Below are 18,258 nucleotides of genomic sequence, written 5' to 3'. Positions count from 1 at the left end.
TTTGTGCCTCAGCCCTTAATTTGCTATGATGATAGGACGATTATTAAATAACGAGGTGAATGAAGCAATCATGTGGAGCTATATTATCCCGATCCTAACTTTGCTCGTTGGTGCTGTAGGCGGATTTTTCGCAGGCGTGTATTACTTGCGCAGACAGCTTGAAAATATGCAAAGCAATCCTGCGATGCTGCAGGAAATGGCGAAGAAGATGGGCTATAACCTGGACAAGAAGCAGCTTGGCAAAGCACAGCAAATGATGAAAAAACAAAAGTTTCGTCCATAGAGACTTGAGAGGTGGAATCCAAGCATGCCGGCTAAGGATTATACAAATACGAGTGTTGCCCGCAACCGCAAGCTAATTGAAGGGCATATACGCGAAATTTTGCGCTTGATAGGAGAAGATGTTGACCGTGAAGGGCTTTTGGAAACGCCTGCCCGGGTAACGCGGATGTACGAGGAAATTTTTTCCGGTTATGAAGCGGATTACAAAGATATCTTGGGCGTTGCTTTTGATGAACAGCATGAAGAGCTAGTCATTGTAAAAGACATCGTTTATTACAGCCAATGTGAGCATCATATGGCTCCGTTCTTTGGGAACATTCATATCGGTTATATCCCGAGTGGGAAAATTGCTGGCCTAAGCAAGTTTGCGCGTTTGGTTGAAGCGGTAACCCGTAAGCTACAGGTACAAGAGCGTGTTACCTCTGAAATTGCCAACATCTTGATGGAGGAGCTTACGCCCCATGGCTGCATGGTAGTGGTAGAGGGGGAGCACTTGTGTATGTGCTCGAGAGGCGTGAAGAAGCCAGGCAGTAAAACGGTAACCTCAGCTGTGCGCGGCACCTTCCGTACGGATGCTGCGTTGCGTTCGGAATTTTTATCCTTAATCAGGAATTAATAAACCCCTAAAGACCAGAAAAGGCTTGCGCCCTTCATTTGAAGGAGGCAAGCCTTTTAGCTAGCTTTGGAGACATGGACGGATGGGCTATTGCCGCGCTCGACCATACTTTGCAGGAAGCCCATAGTGACGGTTAAATAGCTTTTCTTTTGTGCTTTAAATATAAGCTCATGCCCGTCGTTAGGAGATAACCATAATTGTGCGCTTGAATCGGCTGATTGGTTATTAAATATTTGCTGCACCATTTCATAAGGGGCACGTTGGTCCTGCATGCCGTGAATGAAGAGGATCGGCATCGGATATTGGGCTTCTTTAACTTTGTCATATGGAATCTGGTTAAGGCTGACCCCGTTAATAAGCGGGAAAAATAAATGGACAAGTGATAAAGATGGGAATTTAGGCAAGTTGGCGATCTGTTTCATGTTATGGTACATCGTTTCTGGCTCTAGGATAAAGGTACTATCGAGAATCATGCCATCGATTTCCTTCGTTTGGAGGGCAGCCTGCAGCGCTGTGCCTGCGCCCATCGAGAAGCCCCAGACATATACAGATTCAGCACCTTTGTCTTTGGCATATTTGACTGCGCCCAGCAACTCCTGGGACTCGCGTAAGCCGCCTGTGGCACTAATCTTAGGCTGCACATACCCATAATCAAACATTAATACGTTGTAGTTTTGTTTATACAGCTCTTGGGCGAGGCTATACAGAGGCACCCATATTTCCTCCCTATTGCCGCCGTATCCGTGTGAGAAAATAACGGTTTTGCCATTAGGCACGGGGTTGGCTGCCGGGATATACCACCCTGATAAAATCGAGCTTTGATTCAGGCTAGGAAATTGGATATCCTCATAAGGCGCCCCGAATGTAAGCGTTGGGTTGGAAATGAGTGGATCAATATGCGGTCTGGCCAAAGACCAAGCGACATAGGCATGGAAGGCCATCACAAGGCTGAAGAACAGCAGCAATACCGATATGAGGGCGATGAGGATCCCTTTCACTCTGCGTCTGACAAGAACCGATCGATTAGGAACGGTTTCTATTTGGGCTGGGGTTAATTGGACAGATGATAAAGGGTTTGTTTCCATCGGGTTCCCTCCTAGTTGACTGACTTAAGCAACATATGAGTATGTTGGATTTATAAAAAGTTATGAATATTTGTTAAATTCTATACTTCTATAGTAAGACTGCAAGTATAATGCCGTCAATCGGTCGGGACAAATGTAAACTTACTGTAATATAGATGTAATAGAAGCCTAACCGATAGAGGAAAAAGCAATAATACACTTTGCGATATAGACAGGTATGAGTTATACTATGTGTAACAGGGTTTCATCAAATGAAACTGAAAACCGGGGGAAAGCGTTATGGAAGACGGCAAATTAACGGTGCGTGCGGTTGAACGTGCTTTGGATATCATGCTTTGTTTTACGGATTCTTCAAACCTAAGCCTGACGGAGATCGCCGTCCGCGTATCGTTGCACAAAAGCACCGTGCATCGACTGCTTGCTTCCCTAGAGGGAAAAGGCTTTGTAGTGCGTGATTTTGCCACTGACAAGTACAGGCTAGGCTTCCGCATATGGGAGCTATCTGCCAATATGACGCATAGTGACGACCCGGCTATTATCCTGCTGCCCGAAATGGAGCGGCTGCGAGACCAGTTGGATGAGACAATCAGTCTGTATGTATGCGATGGCTTGGAGCGGGTTCGCATTCAGGCTGTGGAGAGCAACCAAGCGATCCGGCGTGTTGCCGCGATTGGGGCGAGGCTGCCGCTGTATGTAGGGGCATCAAGCAAGATCCTGGTTGCTTTTGCCGAGCCACAGGTACAAGAAGCACTGATGAAGGCTAAAAATATGCCGGTTGGTCTGGAGCGTAGTGTGTTCTTGAAGCAGCTTGCCGATGTTTTATCGCAAGGTTATGCGACAAGTGTGGAGGAACGCGAGCTTGGAGCGGCGGCAGTGGCAGTACCAATCTTCAACCAAGCCCACACCTTGGTAGCTTCGCTTGCCGTGAGTGGGCCGTCCAATCGGCTCACACTGGAGAAGATGAAGGAGCATGCCCCTGTACTGCTCGAAGCGGCTCGCCGCATGGGCAAGATGGTCAGGTGAATGGAGCCTGAAGGCTCCGAAAAGACAAAAAAGAACCTTCGCCCTACATGTAAGGGTAAGAAGGTTCTTTTGCTTATCATTAGGAACTGAGTAATGATTAGGGTTAGGATTCGTTTAGCATAGGCTCTGGCCGGAGCCCCAAAAAAGCCACTGGAACCGTTCAAGCGGTTCCAGTGGCTTAAGGCAGGTTGTCCTACATCGTAGGAATAGGTGAGGCTGGGTCTGTAACAGGGGTGGGGTTTTGTTTGTCCAGTCTAACTGACAAGGTGACCGTTCCTCCCTTTTTAATGGAGATTGACGTATTCCGCAGTTGTGTACGAAGTCCAACCGATTGAACACCGTTGACCGCAATTGTCGTTGGCATATCTTCTTGTTTAATAAGAGTAATTTTACCATCGATCGTAACATAGAGGTCGACCATTTCTGCCTTGTCCTGGCTGACTAATTCAAGGCTCAGGTAATTATAATCCTGGGGGCTGATGGCGGTTTCAATTTCCCCATCCTTCCTCAGGTTCTTGGCAATGGAGCCTTGATTGTTATTAGGACCCTGTAGCTTGAAATAATCTTTGACCTTGACCGCATTTGGATTGGATCCGCTATAAGTGCTGCCTCCACTTGAGCCTCCGTAAGGATTGGAAGAATCACCGATCGAACCCCTTAGGCCTCCGTTGCTTTGGTCAACCGTGTTGGCTTGTTCAAGATCAATATTGGAGTAATCGGGTAACCAATAGTTTTTCTTAAGAAAGTTGTAGATCCGGTTTAGGATAGTTACCGCTTCTGCACGTGTCACTTTATCCAATGGACGGAAATAACCATCAGTCGTAGCCGTCATAATTCCAGAAGCTTGTAGGCTCGCAAGGACGCTCGCCTGTGCATTAGAGAAGCCATCCGTACCGAAGGCGCAATCAGCTACGCTTGTACCCATGAAGAAGGTAGGTAAGACACCGTTGCTGGTCGTGATTTGGACATTTACGCTTTCCAGCCGCTTGTCCCCTTTGACGGCGGCATCATATTCTTCCTTGCTTTTAAAAATTTGTACAGGAAAATCATTCAGCTGGGACACAACGGAGCAGACATCATTGGGACTTAGGCGCCGGTCAATTAAACGGGTATCGAAAAAGGAATATAGCAGATTAGACAGCTCAAGGCGGCTTAGCTTAGTATCTGGCTGAAAGGTCAGCCGTCCACTAGGATCCATTCCAAATACTCCCCATTGAAAGGAATGGTTGTAGATCTCCGAGATGGGCTTATAAGCCCAATGCTGAGCTGTGACATCTGAGAGGCTGTTAACCTTCTGCTGTCCAGTAGCCGTCAGATTAGGACGATATGTATTAAATAGCTTGTAAATCATCTGTGTCCATTCGGCTTTGGTGACCGTCTCATCGGGTCGAAACGTCCCATCTGGATAACCTGTAAGCACTTGGTGCTCCGACATGACATAGATGGAGCTGACCGCCCATGCTTTTTGCTGCATATCGATATCGCTGAAGGTAGTTTGGGCTTTGGCAGGTGGTCCGGGTAAGAGCATGGCAAGGGTTAACAGCGCAACGAGTGACTTCATCTTTCTTTTTACGGGTGTACCTATCATTATACAATCCTCCAATCCTATCTTTTATAATATCGGAAATGCACAAGGAAAAGTTGATATTTCTTCTAATATAAGAGAATCTGTCGATTCTTCAGAGGCAATCTTTAGGAAAGCCAGTTCATGTGGAACTTTTTTCTGTGATTGTTAAAAAAACTTCGTGGACAAGCCGATATAAGATTATAGTCTATTGGAGAGTTCTTTGTCAGGTGAAATCATATTAAAGGGAGTCCAACATGTAAGGTGGTGAAAGTAAAGCCAGTGTAAGGAACGGCAGGTTCAAAATAGGAATGAATATAAAGGAGCGATTGCATTGAAATACGTAAAGCATCTGAAGAAAATAATAAACTATACCGTTTTATTTGCTCTACTGCTGTCCCTTATCCCTTTACAAGCTGCGCAAGCCGCAGACATCAAATTCTTCATCCCTGATGACAAGAAATTAGCTGATTCGTCAGCCATAGATCCGGTAATTACGCCAACCGGTTTGAATCGTACTAATGCAATGATTAGCAATTCCAGCACTATTGCCATTAGTGGGATATTTCAACAGGTCACGAGCACTTCGATGGCTCTTACTGTGCAGCAAATGGTATCGGTTACCCCTCCAAGTGGAGTAGCGGCATGGACAGAGCCTATCGGCATGACGTTCAATACACCTGTATCGGTATCTTCAACCAACATTAAAAGGTTTCAAGTAAGTAATGTACAATTATTCGAAGGTTACAACAAATTAACATTTACAGGTCTTAATGGGTTGGAGCCAGTTAAGAATGTGTTCTATGTGCTGTATGATCGGGCTCCGATTCTTAACACCTTGCAAATATTTTCGGATAGTGAAACCTACGAGCTTAATGAAAGCACCAGCTTGGTAGTCCGCTCAAGCTCTGCTTACATTCAAGGGACTACTACCAATGTAACATCGGTTTTCATTGATGGGATCAAAGCGAGCGTGCTCAATGATGGCAGGTTTGATGCTCCGGCAATTAACTTAAAGCCTGGGCTCAACAAGCTGGAGATTAAGCTGTCTAATGCTACGGATTCCGTTGTATTAAGGCGTCAGGTCTATTACTATACATCGGCTAGCCCATTCACCATAGTTGAAGCGACGCAAGATTCTGTTGCCGCTGGTGATCCTCCTCTAGGTGAGGTCAATACCGACTTATTGGCATCCACCCCGCCAACTTTTACAGGCACAGCCCCTGGAGCTACAATGAAGCTACAGTTTTTAATTCCCTACAGCAGCACTCCATTAACGACACTCAACACAACGCTTACTGTTGGTGGAGTGGTCACCCCTGTAACGGGGCTCAATGATGGTACTGTAATTACCAATACGTACGGAGCTTCTGCATTCAAATTAGTGGAGCTTTCAGGCGTCCCATTGGATCTTTCTGTTGTGTCAGCGGAAGCTAAGATTAAATTTGTTTTTGCGCCAGGTGGAACAACTACACCTATCGTAGTGGAAGATGCATTTCCTTTTATTTGGGCTTCTGGCAAAACTATCGTAAAGAGTGTTGCGTTAATTCCTAAGTATGATCCAGCTCCCGCTATTTTTGATGACACCGTCCTTACTCAGCCCTTAGATGGCTCTCAGGTAATAACTCCAGAATTTTATGTTTTGGTAGAAGCCTCCAAGCCGCTGGTTGCTGGAGAATTAAAGGTGGCTCTTCAGCCACTCGGATTGTCGCCGATTACTATTACAGAGGTTGATCTAGATATTCACGCTGGGAATGTCAAGAACAAAGGTCAAATTTTTAAGATCACTGATTTACCACAGGGTACTCAAACCATTGCGTTCTCGGTGTCATCAGATCCCGTTTCCAAAACGGCAAAAGTCACCTTTGTCTCCAAAAACTACATTGAACTTGAGAATCTGTACGAAGGTCAAGTCTTTTCCATTAATGAACTTCCCGTTTTAAAAGGGGCAGCCATTGGTTTTGATAATAGAATGCAAGGTCTCCAAGGTCGGCCGCAGTTGATCATTAATAATATAGATTGGACAGATTATTATCCTACTGCTGCTGCAGTTCCATATTTAATCATAGATAGCAGTACTGGCATGATCAGCACCGCAGAAGCGCTAAAGCTACCAGAAACGGCTCCTGTGGGACCCGGACCGCTTTTAATTGGTGAGAATGTTTTGAAAATTATTATTAATTATAGAGATACTACGGATGCTCAGCCATATTTACGCCAGTATGTGAAAGAAGTCAAATTTTATATCGTCAATAGCAATACACCGAAAATTCTCGATGTTCGTCCTTTGACGCCACCAGCTAAGGTTACCATACAGAGAGGCAACTTGAGCAGCAGTACCAAAACCGATTACTTGCCGGCATCACCGGAATTTATATTGGGTACTGACAATAACTACACTACATCGCTTACCAAGATGGATTTCTATTTGGAAGGTTCTGGAGCTGTCGATGTTATCATCAGCAAGGATGGAGCACAGATTTATCGTGTTACTCCGCCTGTAACAGTTAGCGAAGTCAATTCGGTAATTGATCCTGAGTATACCTCGGTTGATGTTGCTGGGAATTCAAATGCGTTTAAAATACGATTGAATAATGTACTTATTCCATTAGGCACCCATACCTTTACGATTAGTATGTTAAATGCTAGTGGAGCTACAACTAGCTACACGATGACTGTGTTAAGTCAGAAGCAAGCTTTCGAGATATTGTCACCTAGAGCCAACACAGGTGATAAAATCATTGTGAATAAGAACTTTGTTTTATTCGATGTTCTTGCAGCGGGAGCCACAGATGTATTAATTAACGGAAAATCAGCTGTATTGCGGGATGACCTTACGAATCGTTATGTATACACCTTAACAGGACTAAAGGCGGATTCTGAAAACAAGATTGCGGTGGTAGTAAAAAGACCAAGTGGAGACCTCACAGACACGGTCACTGTTAATTATGTGAGTAATCCTGCAGTCGGGGCGATGTACATGGAGCCGATGGGAACCAAGCATTCTGTTTTTGATAAGGCTATCCAATTAACCTTTCCCAAAAACAACGTGCTGCGCCGGGTTATTGATGGCAAGATCCAGCCACAAGTTGATTTGCTATTCGGGCTTGCTAATCCAAAGGATGGTAATACTGAATTGGTGAATGATTATAACCAGATCGTAGGTAAGGACCCAGATGATAGAACAAGTTCAAGAGTCGCCATACCTATTGACCCGGCTTTATCCAATTTGGTCACTTCCACTCAGGGTCGTATGAACTTTATGAGAATATCCGACCTTTATTGGATTTCAGGAGGGTTAGGTGAGCGTTTAGTAGGTGATTATAAATCAGTAACTGGAGGCGTAACTCCCTACTCTACGGATGGCCCTTCACTCAATACATTTACAAAGTATGAATCGGAAAGAATCATCGCACCAAGTGAACGTGGCACGTTGGTGCTGAGATACGATGATAATGTGGTAGATCAAGCAGCCTCTGAGGTTACTGTATTTTTCATGGGCGATAAAGCAGGAACTAAGTATTGGGAGAACCTAGGAGGTGTCGTTGATACCAAGGCTAAAACCATTACAGTTCCTTTCGATAAGTTTGGTTATTACATGGTAGGCAAGCTGAAATTTGGTTATGACGATATTACAAAAAGCTCGTGGGCTCGTAATATTTTACAAGCGCTCTTGGCTAAAGGGTATATGAATGCTATGTTTTCTGATGATTTTGGTGTAAAGGAAAATGCTACACGTGGTGAATTTGCTACGATTCTCGTTCGTGCATTGGGAATGAAGCCGAATTATGATGATACTAATTCCTTTAATGATGTACTTCCGGGAAGTGGGGGAGGAACCATCCTCTGGGATTACGAGAGTGTAGAAACAGCAGCTCGCGCTGGTATTGTTCAAGGTGTTAGTGAGAGAATATTCGGAGTTGGGGACTTTGTAACACGTGAACAAGCAGCCGTAATGATATCACGTGCAATGAACCTCAAGATGGCGATGAACGATGCGAAGCTCAAAGCGAATGTGTTTAAAGCTTTTGCAGATGGTGATAGCATTGACTACTATAATTTACCGGCTGTCGATGCAGTTAATAGCTTGGGAATTATGGTGGGTAGTCCCGTCGTTTCACCACTTCCGAGTACAGCGAAACCACTTTTGAACTTTAGACCGACTTCTTACATTACTAGAGACGAAATCGGGCAAATAGCGGTTCGAATATTGCAAAAATATTCCAAGGCACTTCCTGCGACATTATCCTAGCTCCACTGAAACAGCAGCCACATAAAAAAAGCGTTGGTTTACATCCGAGGATGTAAACCAACGCTTTTTATTTCTGTACTTGTTAGTGCTTTTATTCAATTCATTTTTTCGCTATCAGTGGACTATTCCGCAATCATTTGACGCAATACCGTCTGCAGAATGCCACCGTTACGGTAGTAATCTACATCAACCGTACTATCAAGCCGAACAGCAACTTCAAAGGTAAAGTTGGTACCATCTTGACGGGTGGCGGTGACTGTTACATCTTGGCCGGGTTGAACATTATTGTCTAAGCCCGTAATATCGAAGGTTTCCGTACCCGTAATGCCTAAAGTGCTCCAACCATGCCCTGGTTTGAACTGCAGTGGCAATACGCCCATACCGACCAAGTTGGAGCGATGGATCCGCTCAAAGCTTTCGGCAATTACGGCTTTAACGCCGAGTAGGAAAGTTCCTTTTGCTGCCCAGTCACGGGAGCTGCCTGTTCCGTATTCTTTACCGGCAATAACGACAAGATTCGTGCCTTGATCCTGGTATTTCATGGAAGCATCATAGATCGATTCCACTTCGCCGGTTGGCAGGTAAGTCGTGACGCCGCCTTCTGTGCCAGGAGCAACCTGGTTACGAATCCGGATATTAGCGAACGTTCCGCGCATCATCACTTCATGGTGTCCGCGGCGGGAGCCGTAAGAGTTGAAATCTTCTTTTTTAACGCCATGCTCCATCAAATACTTACCAGCAGGGCTGTCAGCTTTAATGTTACCGGCGGGAGAGATATGGTCAGTTGTTACCGAATCGCTAAGCAAGGCTAACACTTTAGCGCCGCGAATGTCGGCCATATCGGCAACGCCATCGCCAAGGCGCTCGAAGAATGGCGGATTTGCGATATAGGTTGATTTTTCATCCCATTCGTACAAATCGCCTTCTGGTATTTGAATAGCGTTCCAACGCTCGTTAGCGCGGAATACGTTGGAATATTTCTCGCGATAGATGCTAGGGCTCATCGCTACACCAATAGCTTCTTGGATCTCTGCGTTGGAAGGCCAGATGTCTTTCAAGTAGACGGGTTGGTTAGCTTGGTCATACCCAATAGGATCATTAGCCAAGTCGATGTTGACTGTACCTGCTATAGCATAAGCAACAACCAAAGGAGGCGAAGCCAAGTAGTTAGCTTTCACTTGAGCATGCACACGACCTTCGAAGTTACGGTTACCTGATAATACAGCAGCAACCGTCATATCGTTATCAGTAATAGCTTGGGCGACTTCATCCGGTAATGGACCGGAGTTACCGATACAGGTAGCACAGCCATAACCGGCAACATAAAAGCCTAATGCTTCAAGAGGCTCCAATAATCCGGCGTTACGTAAGTAGTCGGTTACGACAAGGGAGCCAGGAGTTAAGCTGCTTTTCACGTAAGCAGGCTTTCTTAAACCGCGTGCTACTGCTTTCTTGGCAACTAAGCCGGCACCAATCATAACGCTTGGGTTGGACGTGTTCGTGCAGCTAGTGATAGCGGCAATAACGACGGCGCCTGTGCCCATTTTACTAATATCGCCATTAACATGGACCACATCGACTACTTCTTCGATTTTGGCATCGCTTAGTCCATAACCACCTTTATCGATAGGTGTACGGACGATATCGTGGAAGGCTTCCTTCATCGAAGTAAGCTCAACGCGATCCTGTGGACGTTTTGGACCAGCCAAGCTTGGAACGATTGCTGACATATCCAGTTCGACTACATCGCTGAAAGTCGGATCAGGTGTATCATCGGTACGGAACATACCTTGTGCTTTATAGTAAGCTTCGACAAGTGCGATTTGATCTTCCTCACGGCCTGTGCTTCTTAAATAATTAAGCGATTCGGAATCGACAGGGAAGAAACCGACCGTTGCGCCATACTCAGGAGCCATATTGGCAACTGTTGCACGGTCAGCCAAGCTGATATTGCTAAGCCCAGGACCATAAAATTCAACGAATTTACCAACAACGCCTTTTTTACGAAGCATTTGTGTAACCGTTAAAGCCAAATCCGTAGCGGTTGAGCCTTCTGGCAAATTACCCGTCAATTTAAAGCCGATAACTTCAGGTGTAACAAAATACAAAGGCTGTCCGAGCATGCCTGCTTCTGCTTCAATCCCGCCAACGCCCCAGCCTACAATACCTAGACCGTTAATCATCGTGGTATGGGAATCCGTACCTACTAAGGAATCGGGATAAACTTCAGTCTCGCCATCGATAACTTTAGTTGCAGCAACAGATGCCAAGTATTCCAAGTTTACTTGATGGACGATACCTGTAGCAGGGGGAACTGCACGGAAATTGTCGAAAGCGGTTTGTGCCCAACGAAGGAAACGGTAACGCTCTTCATTACGCTCGAATTCGATATTCATATTCGTTTCCAAAGCATCCTTAGTACCGAAAGCATCAACCATTACAGAGTGGTCAATAACTAAATCCACAGGTACAAGCGGATTGATTTGCTTAGGGTCGCCGCCAGCAAGCTTTACGGTATCTCTCATTGCAGCCAAATCAACAACAACGGGAACACCAGTGAAATCCTGCAAAACTATACGTGCTGGAATAAAGGGAATTTCTTTCTCGTCCCGTGCTTCAGTCCATGTTGCGATTTGTCTGACGTGCTCTGCCGTGATGGCTCTGCCGTCGAATTGGCGAACAGCTGCCTCCAAAAGCACCTTAATTGAAAAAGGCAGCGCGGCAATATTGCCATGTCCTTGTTGTTCCAGACCGGGCAAGCTGTAGTAATGATAAGTCTTTCCATTAACCTCCAGCGGCTTGCGGACGGAATAGTGATCTTCTCTAGCCATTGTTGAGTTCCTCCTCTGAATTGTAGTTCATAGTTCCTCTTGGAGCTTATCGTGAAAATGTATTCAACCGCTATTTATGTTTCACTCAATGAAACGCGATTTCATAATTGCTATAGTTTAAGTATACATGCTGAAGGTCGCTACGTAAAGGCTAATTTGAATCATTATTGCTCGTGTTCCTTCATATATTGGAATAATCGCAATACGTTTATGAGCTCATCCTGAACGATCTTAAATAGAGTTCATTTCACTCAAAATGGGGGTAGCCGGATGTCATGGAAAACGACGCTCTATGAATATGTTCATTATAAAAACCAAATGAATTTGGACTATACGGTGGTGCCTTTGCTGCCCTTTGTTACCGATACCCAGTACCTGCAAGCGCAAATCAAACGCTTGGCCAGGGCCTCACAAACCGATCAGGACCGTCAGTTCTTCCCTGTGAAGCATGAGGCGAGACTTACCATTGTGCAGGCCTCAGAGCAGCCTCGGGCCGTTACAGCCGCTGTTCGGCTGAGGCAGGTAGCAGTTGGAATGATTGGGCTTGCTGAGCACCAGGAGGAACGTGTCGAATGGGAACGGATTACACTCCAAGAGCAAGGCGGCAGGTGGGTCATTACCCAAATTCAAGTTACAGGTCATGAAGGTGATCATCCTGATCATATTAGGGTGGATACCCAATTGCCGGATAAAGTCCGAATATCGGAATATGGCAACTCTGGGGAGGATGACCTCTTCGTAAAATTGCCATCAATGCCTTTTTTGAATTATGAGGTTCTCCCATACTTGGATCGCTCCCCTAGGCAATTTAAGTATGACCGCAATAAGTCGATCCAATATGCCGAATTATGGTGGGATAAGGCAAATCCGGCTTACATCGAATTTGAAGTGGATTGCACCAACTTCGTATCCCAATGTCTCTTTGCAGGAGGAGCCCCAATGCACTATACTGGAAAAAGGGATTCCGGCTGGTGGTACAGGGGCCGCCATAATGGACAAGAGCATTGGAGCTTCAGTTGGGCAGTCGCACAAAGCCTGCAAGCATATATGATGAATAATCATAGCGGATGGCAAGTAGAAGAGGCAGAGACAGCCGATTTACTTGAGCTAGGCGATGTGATCAGCTACGATTGGAAGGGCGACGGGCGTTTCCGGCATAGCGCGGTCGTCACAGCCAAAGATGCCAATGGAATGCCTTTGGTTAATGCCCATACAACAAACAGCAGGCACCGGTACTGGAGCTACAGGGATTCATATGCTTGGACCGAAAAAACGCGGTACTCCTTTTTGCATGTCATAGATGCACCTTGATATTAGCGTAGCTTGGCGTAAATGCATGTTAATTTAATTAGCTCCATTTCATTTGATCAGATCCATACTAGCTTACGGGATTCACCTTATTACTATTCATGCTTAACATTTCATGCCTAATATTTTATTCGGAGGTTATTATGAGCGACAAAATTCGCATTGGCTTAATTTATGGAGGAAAGTCTGGGGAACACGAGGTTTCATTACAAACCGCACTTGCCGTAATTAAAGCCATTGATATGAGTAAATATGATATTATTCCATTTTACATAACCAAACAGGGAGAGTGGCGTTCAGGCCCCCAACTCCAGGGACCGCCTGAGCATCTGGCTGAATTAGCTTTTGAGCCATCGTTGGTAACGGACGAAGTATCGGCGATCCAGCCTATTATTAATTCGCTCCAGTACGCTAATGTACAGGGAGTTGATCTGAATTCACAGGCTTCAATCAATAAGCTTGATGTCGTTTTCCCGCTGCTGCATGGCACGTTTGGGGAGGATGGCACGATCCAAGGGTTATTGGAAATGGCTAACATTGCTTATGTTGGAGCCGGGGTATTGGCCTCATCCGTTGGGATGGACAAGGTGATGATGAAAAGAGTATTTGAACAGGAGGGCTTGCCCCAATGCCTGTTCCGCCATTTTACAAGAAAGCAATGGGAGAAAGACAATGCTTATTTTATTATGGAAATTGAGGTATCAATCGGCTATCCTTGCTTCGTGAAGCCTGCCAATTTGGGCTCCAGTGTAGGCATCAATAAGGCCCGTAACCGTGAGCAGCTTATTGATGCTGTCGAATATGCCTTCCAGTTTGACCGAAAGGTCATTGTCGAAGAGAACGTCGATGCCCGTGAAGTTGAAGTAGCTATCCTTGGCAATGACGAGCCTGAAGCCTCTGTAGTGGGTGAAGTATTGTCTTCTAACGAATTTTATGATTACAAAGCTAAGTATGTAGATGGCACCTCCTCCATGGTTATTCCAGCCGAAATTTCTGCGGATATATCTGAACGTCTGCGGGAGCTTGCGCTTCGCGCCTACCTGGCAGTGGATGGCTCCGGCCTATCCCGGATTGATTTCTTCCTGCGTAAAGAAGATAACCATATTTTTATTAATGAAATCAATACGATGCCAGGCTTTACGCCGTTTAGCATGTATCCTTTGCTATGGAAAGAAACAGGCAAGCCGTATGCCCAGCTATTGGATGAATTGATTGTACTGGCGTTGCAGCGCCATAATGAGAAGCAGCGTTTACAATATTCTTTTGAATTATAAAGCTGTAACTTCGTTTGCCTGCTTGCGTAGTTGCCCTACTTCCCGTATGCTATAGTTATAGAACAATGCCGTGAAAGGGGAATACGTATGGGATTTCAAACTGAGTTCAATTCCGTATGCAAGTTCAAATCCGAGCAGGAGCTCTATGAATTATTAGAGTATGGCCGCAGTAAAATGGTCAAAAGCGGCTTTCGCGTGTTCCCAACGGGTCAAATGGTTATCGCTTATAGCTTGGATAACAAAGCTGTAGCTATTGTCAAAATTCTGGTATCGATTGCCGAAATTAATTTTCAGGGCGAAGAGATCACTCAGGTTGAGATGGTGCTGGTACGGAGGCTTACAGAGGAAGAATCGCGTGTTCAGACTGCTTTGGCTTATGAAATGTTTTTTAGCCTTGCCCAGATCTGATCCCATATAACATGTTTTCACGAACATCTTACGCGGCAAAAGGCTGCGGGAAGGTGTTTCTTTTTCTATATAACTTATGGCGGTTTAGGGCAACCTATCCGTACATCTTGATAACCGGAGCTGATTTTCATTATGATTGTACGTCTTGGTTATGTCGCAATGTCAATGCGGGTGTCCAATGCATCCCCTTCCAAAACGATGACAGCCACCAGTTTCGACAAATTAAACGACCGTGACGCAGCGGTACGCAAGCTAGAACGCATTGCAGCCGAGAATCTTCACAACACTTTGCGCCTGCTCAAGCATAATCGAGCCTATGATATTTTAATGTATCGTTGCTCGTCTAAGCTCATCCCGCTACTCGGGCATGAAATGCTCAAGGGCTGGGATCCTATGGAGGTGCTTGCGGAATCCTTTGCAGAGCTGGGCAGCTATGCGATTAAGAACGGGATGAGATTAAGCTTCCATCCGGATCATTTTACCGTGCTGAGCACGCCGCGTAAAGACGTTCTGCAAAGCTCGTTGTTGGATCTAGAGCGCCATGTAACGATGCTGGAAGCAATGGGCTTAGATAATTCAGCGAAATGCAATATCCACATCGGTGGCATGTACGGAGATAAAAAAGCGGCGGCCGGGCGGTTTATTGAACGTTTTAAGGAGCTACCGGAGCGTATTCGCGAACGGATAACGATTGAAAATGATGACAAAACCTTTACGGCTTTGGAAACATTAAACGTTTGTGAGGAAGTAGGCGCACCAATGGTGCTCGACATCCATCACCACGAAATTAACCACGAGGAAGACGGAGCGGACTGTACAGCATTATGGACGCGCATCCTCAAAACCTGGGAAGGGCAAAAGGAGCAAGGCTCAGAGAACGCTCTCCCACCCAAGATCCATGTATCCAGTCCCAAAAACGAAAAAGATGTGCGTGGCCATGCTGATTATATTGAAGCTCAGCCATTGCTGGATTTTTTGCGCGCCATAGCACCCCACACTCCAAGTCTAGACATCATGATCGAGGCCAAAAAGAAGGATGATGCCCTGATCCGGCTCATGAGGGATATTAACGGGGAAGAAGATTTGACTATTTTGAATCAAGCGTCTTTTAAGCTGTAAGTGCCTATGCATAGCTGCTTTTTTTAAAACCCATAGGGTATTATTACTTGAAATATTTAGTTAAATGAAGTACCTTGAGTAAGAATAGATAGGCGAAGCCTCATTTTGATGTGGAGAGGGGAATTTGTTCAATGAATGGATTGTTATCCGGCAAAAATATATTAATTATGGGTGTTGCGAATGATCGTAGCATTGCATGGGCTATTGCGCAGTCGCTTGCTTCTCAAGGGGCAGCAATTGCTTTTACGTATGAAAATGAACGTGTAGAGGAACGTGTGCGCAAGCTGGCGGGCACATTACCCAATACAGTTGTCCTTCCTTGTAACGTTACAGTTGATACGGAGATCGATTCGCTGGCAGCTACTTTGAAGGAGCAGTTCGGTGTGCTTCATGGACTTGTCCATAGTATAGCGTTCGCCAAAACAGAGGAGCTTGAGGGATTATTCGTCGATACTTCACGTGACGGGTTTGCATTGGCGCATGACATCAGTGCTTATTCACTGGTGGCTGTAGCCCAACGCATGTACCCGTTAATGACTGAAGGCGGAAGCATTATGACGATGACTTACCTTGGTGCAGAACGTGCAATGAAAAATTATAATGTAATGGGTGTGGCTAAGGCGGCTCTTGAAGCGAGTGTCCGCTATTTAGCAAATGACCTTGGGCAGTTTAATGTTCGCGTTAATGCGATTTCAGCAGGCCCAATCCGTACGTTGGCTGCTAAAGGAATTAAGGATTTCAACTCGATTCTTCGCAGTGTTGAGGAAAAAGCTCCGATGCGCCGGACAACCGAGGTTGCAGAAGTGGGAGATACAGCACTCTTTTTAATGAGCCATTTGTCCCGCGGCATCACAGGAGAAATTATTTTTGTGGATAATGGGTATCATATTGTAGGTGTATAAAACAGAAGTTTAATAGAGTGATACAGGGAATAATGGATATTTAGGCAAAACTGTTGGGGGTTCTCGACGGTTTTTTGCTTTTTTGGGGGAGAAATTGTTGAAGAGATGGGTGAAACCTACGGTCGATATGAAACTTTGTAGCATTTAAAGCGTATATTCACTATACTGATTAGTAGTTGTATCGCTACTATAAAAAATCTTGGAAGAAAAAAGGGCTGATAGAAATGTCTAACGAAGGAAATACGTCCTTCACGGTTGGAAGTAAAAGCTTTACGGCAGTAGCGATTAATACGGCCTCTAAGGCTGGAGAATGGATCCAAAGCAAATTAGGGGACTTCAACAGCCTGCAAATCAAGTATTCCCCTCATGATCTTGTAACGGAAGTAGATAAAGGCGCGGAGAAAATGATTCGGAATTTAATTCAGACCCATTTCCCGCATCATTCAATTCTTGGTGAAGAAGGGGTGGAGCCTGGGCCCGAAGCTTCTGCACAAGCATTAAAAGATGTAAGTGATGCCGAATATTTGTGGGTTGTGGATCCATTAGATGGCACTACAAATTTCGTGCACGGTTTTCCTTTTTTTAGTGTTTCTATCGCATTGGTTCACAAAGGTGAGGTCATCGTAGGTGTTGTTTACAATCCGATCCATAATGAGCTGTTCGTTGCTGAGAAAGGTAAAGGTGCCTATGTCAGGGGCAAACGAATGAAGGTATCCTCTGAAACGAAGCTGATTGACAGCCTGATTGCTACTGGCTTGCCAGCAGATCGAGAAGGTGCTCTTCCTGTCAATCTTCGCGGCTTGAATGCACTATGCCCCAAAGTGAGGAATGTACGTGTCGCTGGTTCTGCTGCTTTGCATATGGCTTATGTGGCTGCCGGCCGCTTAAGTGGGTTCTGGGAGATAGGCTTGAATTCTTGGGATATGGCAGCGGGAGCCCTATTGATTCAAGAATCCGGAGGCGCGGTAACGGATACCGAAGGCAACCCTTATAATTTGAAGGTGCGAAATGTTCTAGCAACTAATGGTGCTATCCATGGTGAGCTTCAGCAAGAGCTTGTGCTGGCAGATGCAGTTGCGATTAAAAAGTGAGTAAGATGGAGGCTTCGGCTTGTTCCCTACAAGGAACGGGCAGAAGCCTTATTAATTTGGGTTTCTTGCTCCAGAGTGGCATGAAAAGCCCCGTAGATTAGGGTTTTTCGCAGAAAGCAGTCATCGAGAAATATAAATTTAATATTAGGCTTGACTTAGAATGGAACTATATGATATATTACTTCTCGCCGCTAAAAACGGACTACATGCTACTGAAATTCATCGGGTCTTACACAAAAAGATGAAAGAAAATAACACTTGCATTTATACGAAGTGTTGTGGTATAGTAATTGAGTTGCCAATAAAATAAACTCGGTAAAACGAGCAAAATAAAATAAGGCAATCAACGTTTTATTAAACGGTTTATGAATAAGAATTGTCCTTTGAAAACTGAATCAACGAGTGAGTAAAATAGAGAATGCAAGTTCTCGCCAGATGTAAAGAATGAGGCAACTCAAGTTCTACCTTAATGGAGAGTTTGATCCTGGCTCAGGACGAACGCT

Annotated in this window: 13 protein-coding genes; 10 read left to right on the top strand and 3 right to left on the bottom strand. The window is 45.2% G+C overall.

The window, feature by feature from the left end; genetic code table 11:
* Positions 1-70 precede the first annotated feature (70 nt).
* Positions 71-283, top strand: coding sequence for a YneF family protein (locus G9U52_RS20895; protein ID WP_166152603.1), 213 nt, complete (start codon positions 71-73; stop codon positions 281-283).
* 24 nt (positions 284-307) lie between these two features.
* Positions 308-898: a GTP cyclohydrolase I FolE gene (gene folE / locus G9U52_RS20890; protein WP_166152602.1), complete on the top strand. Its 591-nt coding sequence runs from the start codon at positions 308-310 to the stop codon at positions 896-898.
* Between the two features lie 56 nt (positions 899-954).
* Here the strand turns inward: folE and G9U52_RS20885 are convergent, their stop codons facing one another.
* Complete coding sequence (locus G9U52_RS20885; protein ID WP_166152601.1) at positions 955-1,983, bottom strand: alpha/beta hydrolase; 1,029 nt, start codon at positions 1,981-1,983, stop codon at positions 955-957.
* Between the two features lie 279 nt (positions 1,984-2,262).
* Here G9U52_RS20885 and G9U52_RS20880 point away from each other — a divergent pair, with 279 nt between their 5' ends.
* A complete protein-coding gene (locus G9U52_RS20880; protein WP_166152600.1) occupies positions 2,263-3,006 on the top strand; it encodes an IclR family transcriptional regulator in 744 nt (247 codons plus the stop codon).
* Positions 3,007-3,199: 193 nt separating this feature from the next.
* Here the strand turns inward: G9U52_RS20880 and G9U52_RS20875 are convergent, their stop codons facing one another.
* Complete coding sequence (locus G9U52_RS20875) at positions 3,200-4,594, bottom strand: S-layer homology domain-containing protein (protein WP_166152599.1); 1,395 nt, start codon at positions 4,592-4,594, stop codon at positions 3,200-3,202.
* Between the two features lie 310 nt (positions 4,595-4,904).
* On the opposite strand from G9U52_RS20875, the gene G9U52_RS20870 reads away from it, so the two are divergent.
* Positions 4,905-8,822, top strand: coding sequence for an S-layer homology domain-containing protein (locus G9U52_RS20870; RefSeq protein WP_166152598.1), 3,918 nt, complete (start codon positions 4,905-4,907; stop codon positions 8,820-8,822).
* A gap of 122 nt (positions 8,823-8,944) precedes the next feature.
* Here the strand turns inward: G9U52_RS20870 and acnA are convergent, their stop codons facing one another.
* Positions 8,945-11,653: an aconitate hydratase AcnA gene (acnA, locus tag G9U52_RS20865; protein ID WP_166152597.1), complete on the bottom strand. Its 2,709-nt coding sequence runs from the start codon at positions 11,651-11,653 to the stop codon at positions 8,945-8,947.
* A gap of 270 nt (positions 11,654-11,923) precedes the next feature.
* Here acnA and G9U52_RS20860 point away from each other — a divergent pair, with 270 nt between their 5' ends.
* From G9U52_RS20860 to G9U52_RS20835, 6 genes are all read left to right on the top strand, one after another.
* Positions 11,924-12,964 carry an amidase domain-containing protein gene (locus G9U52_RS20860; protein ID WP_166152596.1) on the top strand — a complete coding sequence of 347 codons (1,041 nt, stop codon included), beginning with the start codon at positions 11,924-11,926 and terminating at the stop codon, positions 12,962-12,964.
* 140 nt (positions 12,965-13,104) lie between these two features.
* Positions 13,105-14,235, top strand: a complete 1,131-nt coding sequence (locus G9U52_RS20855; protein WP_166152595.1) for a D-alanine--D-alanine ligase — start codon at positions 13,105-13,107, stop codon at positions 14,233-14,235.
* Positions 14,236-14,322: 87 nt separating this feature from the next.
* Positions 14,323-14,643 carry a hypothetical protein gene (locus G9U52_RS20850; protein WP_166152594.1) on the top strand — a complete coding sequence of 107 codons (321 nt, stop codon included), beginning with the start codon at positions 14,323-14,325 and terminating at the stop codon, positions 14,641-14,643.
* Positions 14,644-14,775: 132 nt separating this feature from the next.
* Positions 14,776-15,762 (top strand): UV DNA damage repair endonuclease UvsE, encoded by a 987-nt coding sequence (gene uvsE / locus G9U52_RS20845; RefSeq protein WP_166152593.1) that lies wholly within the window; start codon positions 14,776-14,778, stop codon positions 15,760-15,762.
* Positions 15,763-15,893: 131 nt separating this feature from the next.
* The gene (gene fabI, locus G9U52_RS20840; protein WP_166152592.1) at positions 15,894-16,664 is read left to right on the top strand and encodes an enoyl-ACP reductase FabI; all 771 of its coding nucleotides are present in this window, start codon (positions 15,894-15,896) and stop codon (positions 16,662-16,664) included.
* A gap of 224 nt (positions 16,665-16,888) precedes the next feature.
* Positions 16,889-17,755, top strand: a complete 867-nt coding sequence (locus G9U52_RS20835) for an inositol monophosphatase family protein (protein WP_166152591.1) — start codon at positions 16,889-16,891, stop codon at positions 17,753-17,755.
* Positions 17,756-18,258: the final 503 nt, after the last annotated feature.

The sequence above is a fragment of the Paenibacillus agricola genome, assembly GCF_011440305.1.
Classification (GTDB): Bacteria; Bacillota; Bacilli; order Paenibacillales; family NBRC-103111; genus Paenibacillus_S; species Paenibacillus_S agricola.
The sequence above is the reverse complement of the archived record's forward strand: the minus strand, read 5'-3'. Positions and strand labels throughout refer to the sequence as shown.

Coding starts and splice junctions, on each gene's coding strand:
- G9U52_RS20885 (WP_166152601.1), bottom strand. CDS start 1,983: ATGGAAACAAACCCTTTATCATCTGTCCAATTAACCCCAGCCCAAATA.
- G9U52_RS20860 (WP_166152596.1), top strand. CDS start 11,924: ATGTCATGGAAAACGACGCTCTATGAATATGTTCATTATAAAAACCAA.
- G9U52_RS20855 (WP_166152595.1), top strand. CDS start 13,105: ATGAGCGACAAAATTCGCATTGGCTTAATTTATGGAGGAAAGTCTGGG.
- G9U52_RS20880 (WP_166152600.1), top strand. CDS start 2,263: ATGGAAGACGGCAAATTAACGGTGCGTGCGGTTGAACGTGCTTTGGAT.
- G9U52_RS20850 (WP_166152594.1), top strand. CDS start 14,323: ATGGGATTTCAAACTGAGTTCAATTCCGTATGCAAGTTCAAATCCGAG.
- folE (WP_166152602.1), top strand. CDS start 308: ATGCCGGCTAAGGATTATACAAATACGAGTGTTGCCCGCAACCGCAAG.
- fabI (WP_166152592.1), top strand. CDS start 15,894: ATGAATGGATTGTTATCCGGCAAAAATATATTAATTATGGGTGTTGCG.
- G9U52_RS20835 (WP_166152591.1), top strand. CDS start 16,889: ATGTCTAACGAAGGAAATACGTCCTTCACGGTTGGAAGTAAAAGCTTT.
- acnA (WP_166152597.1), bottom strand. CDS start 11,653: ATGGCTAGAGAAGATCACTATTCCGTCCGCAAGCCGCTGGAGGTTAAT.
- G9U52_RS20895 (WP_166152603.1), top strand. CDS start 71: ATGTGGAGCTATATTATCCCGATCCTAACTTTGCTCGTTGGTGCTGTA.
- uvsE (WP_166152593.1), top strand. CDS start 14,776: ATGATTGTACGTCTTGGTTATGTCGCAATGTCAATGCGGGTGTCCAAT.
- G9U52_RS20875 (WP_166152599.1), bottom strand. CDS start 4,594: ATGATAGGTACACCCGTAAAAAGAAAGATGAAGTCACTCGTTGCGCTG.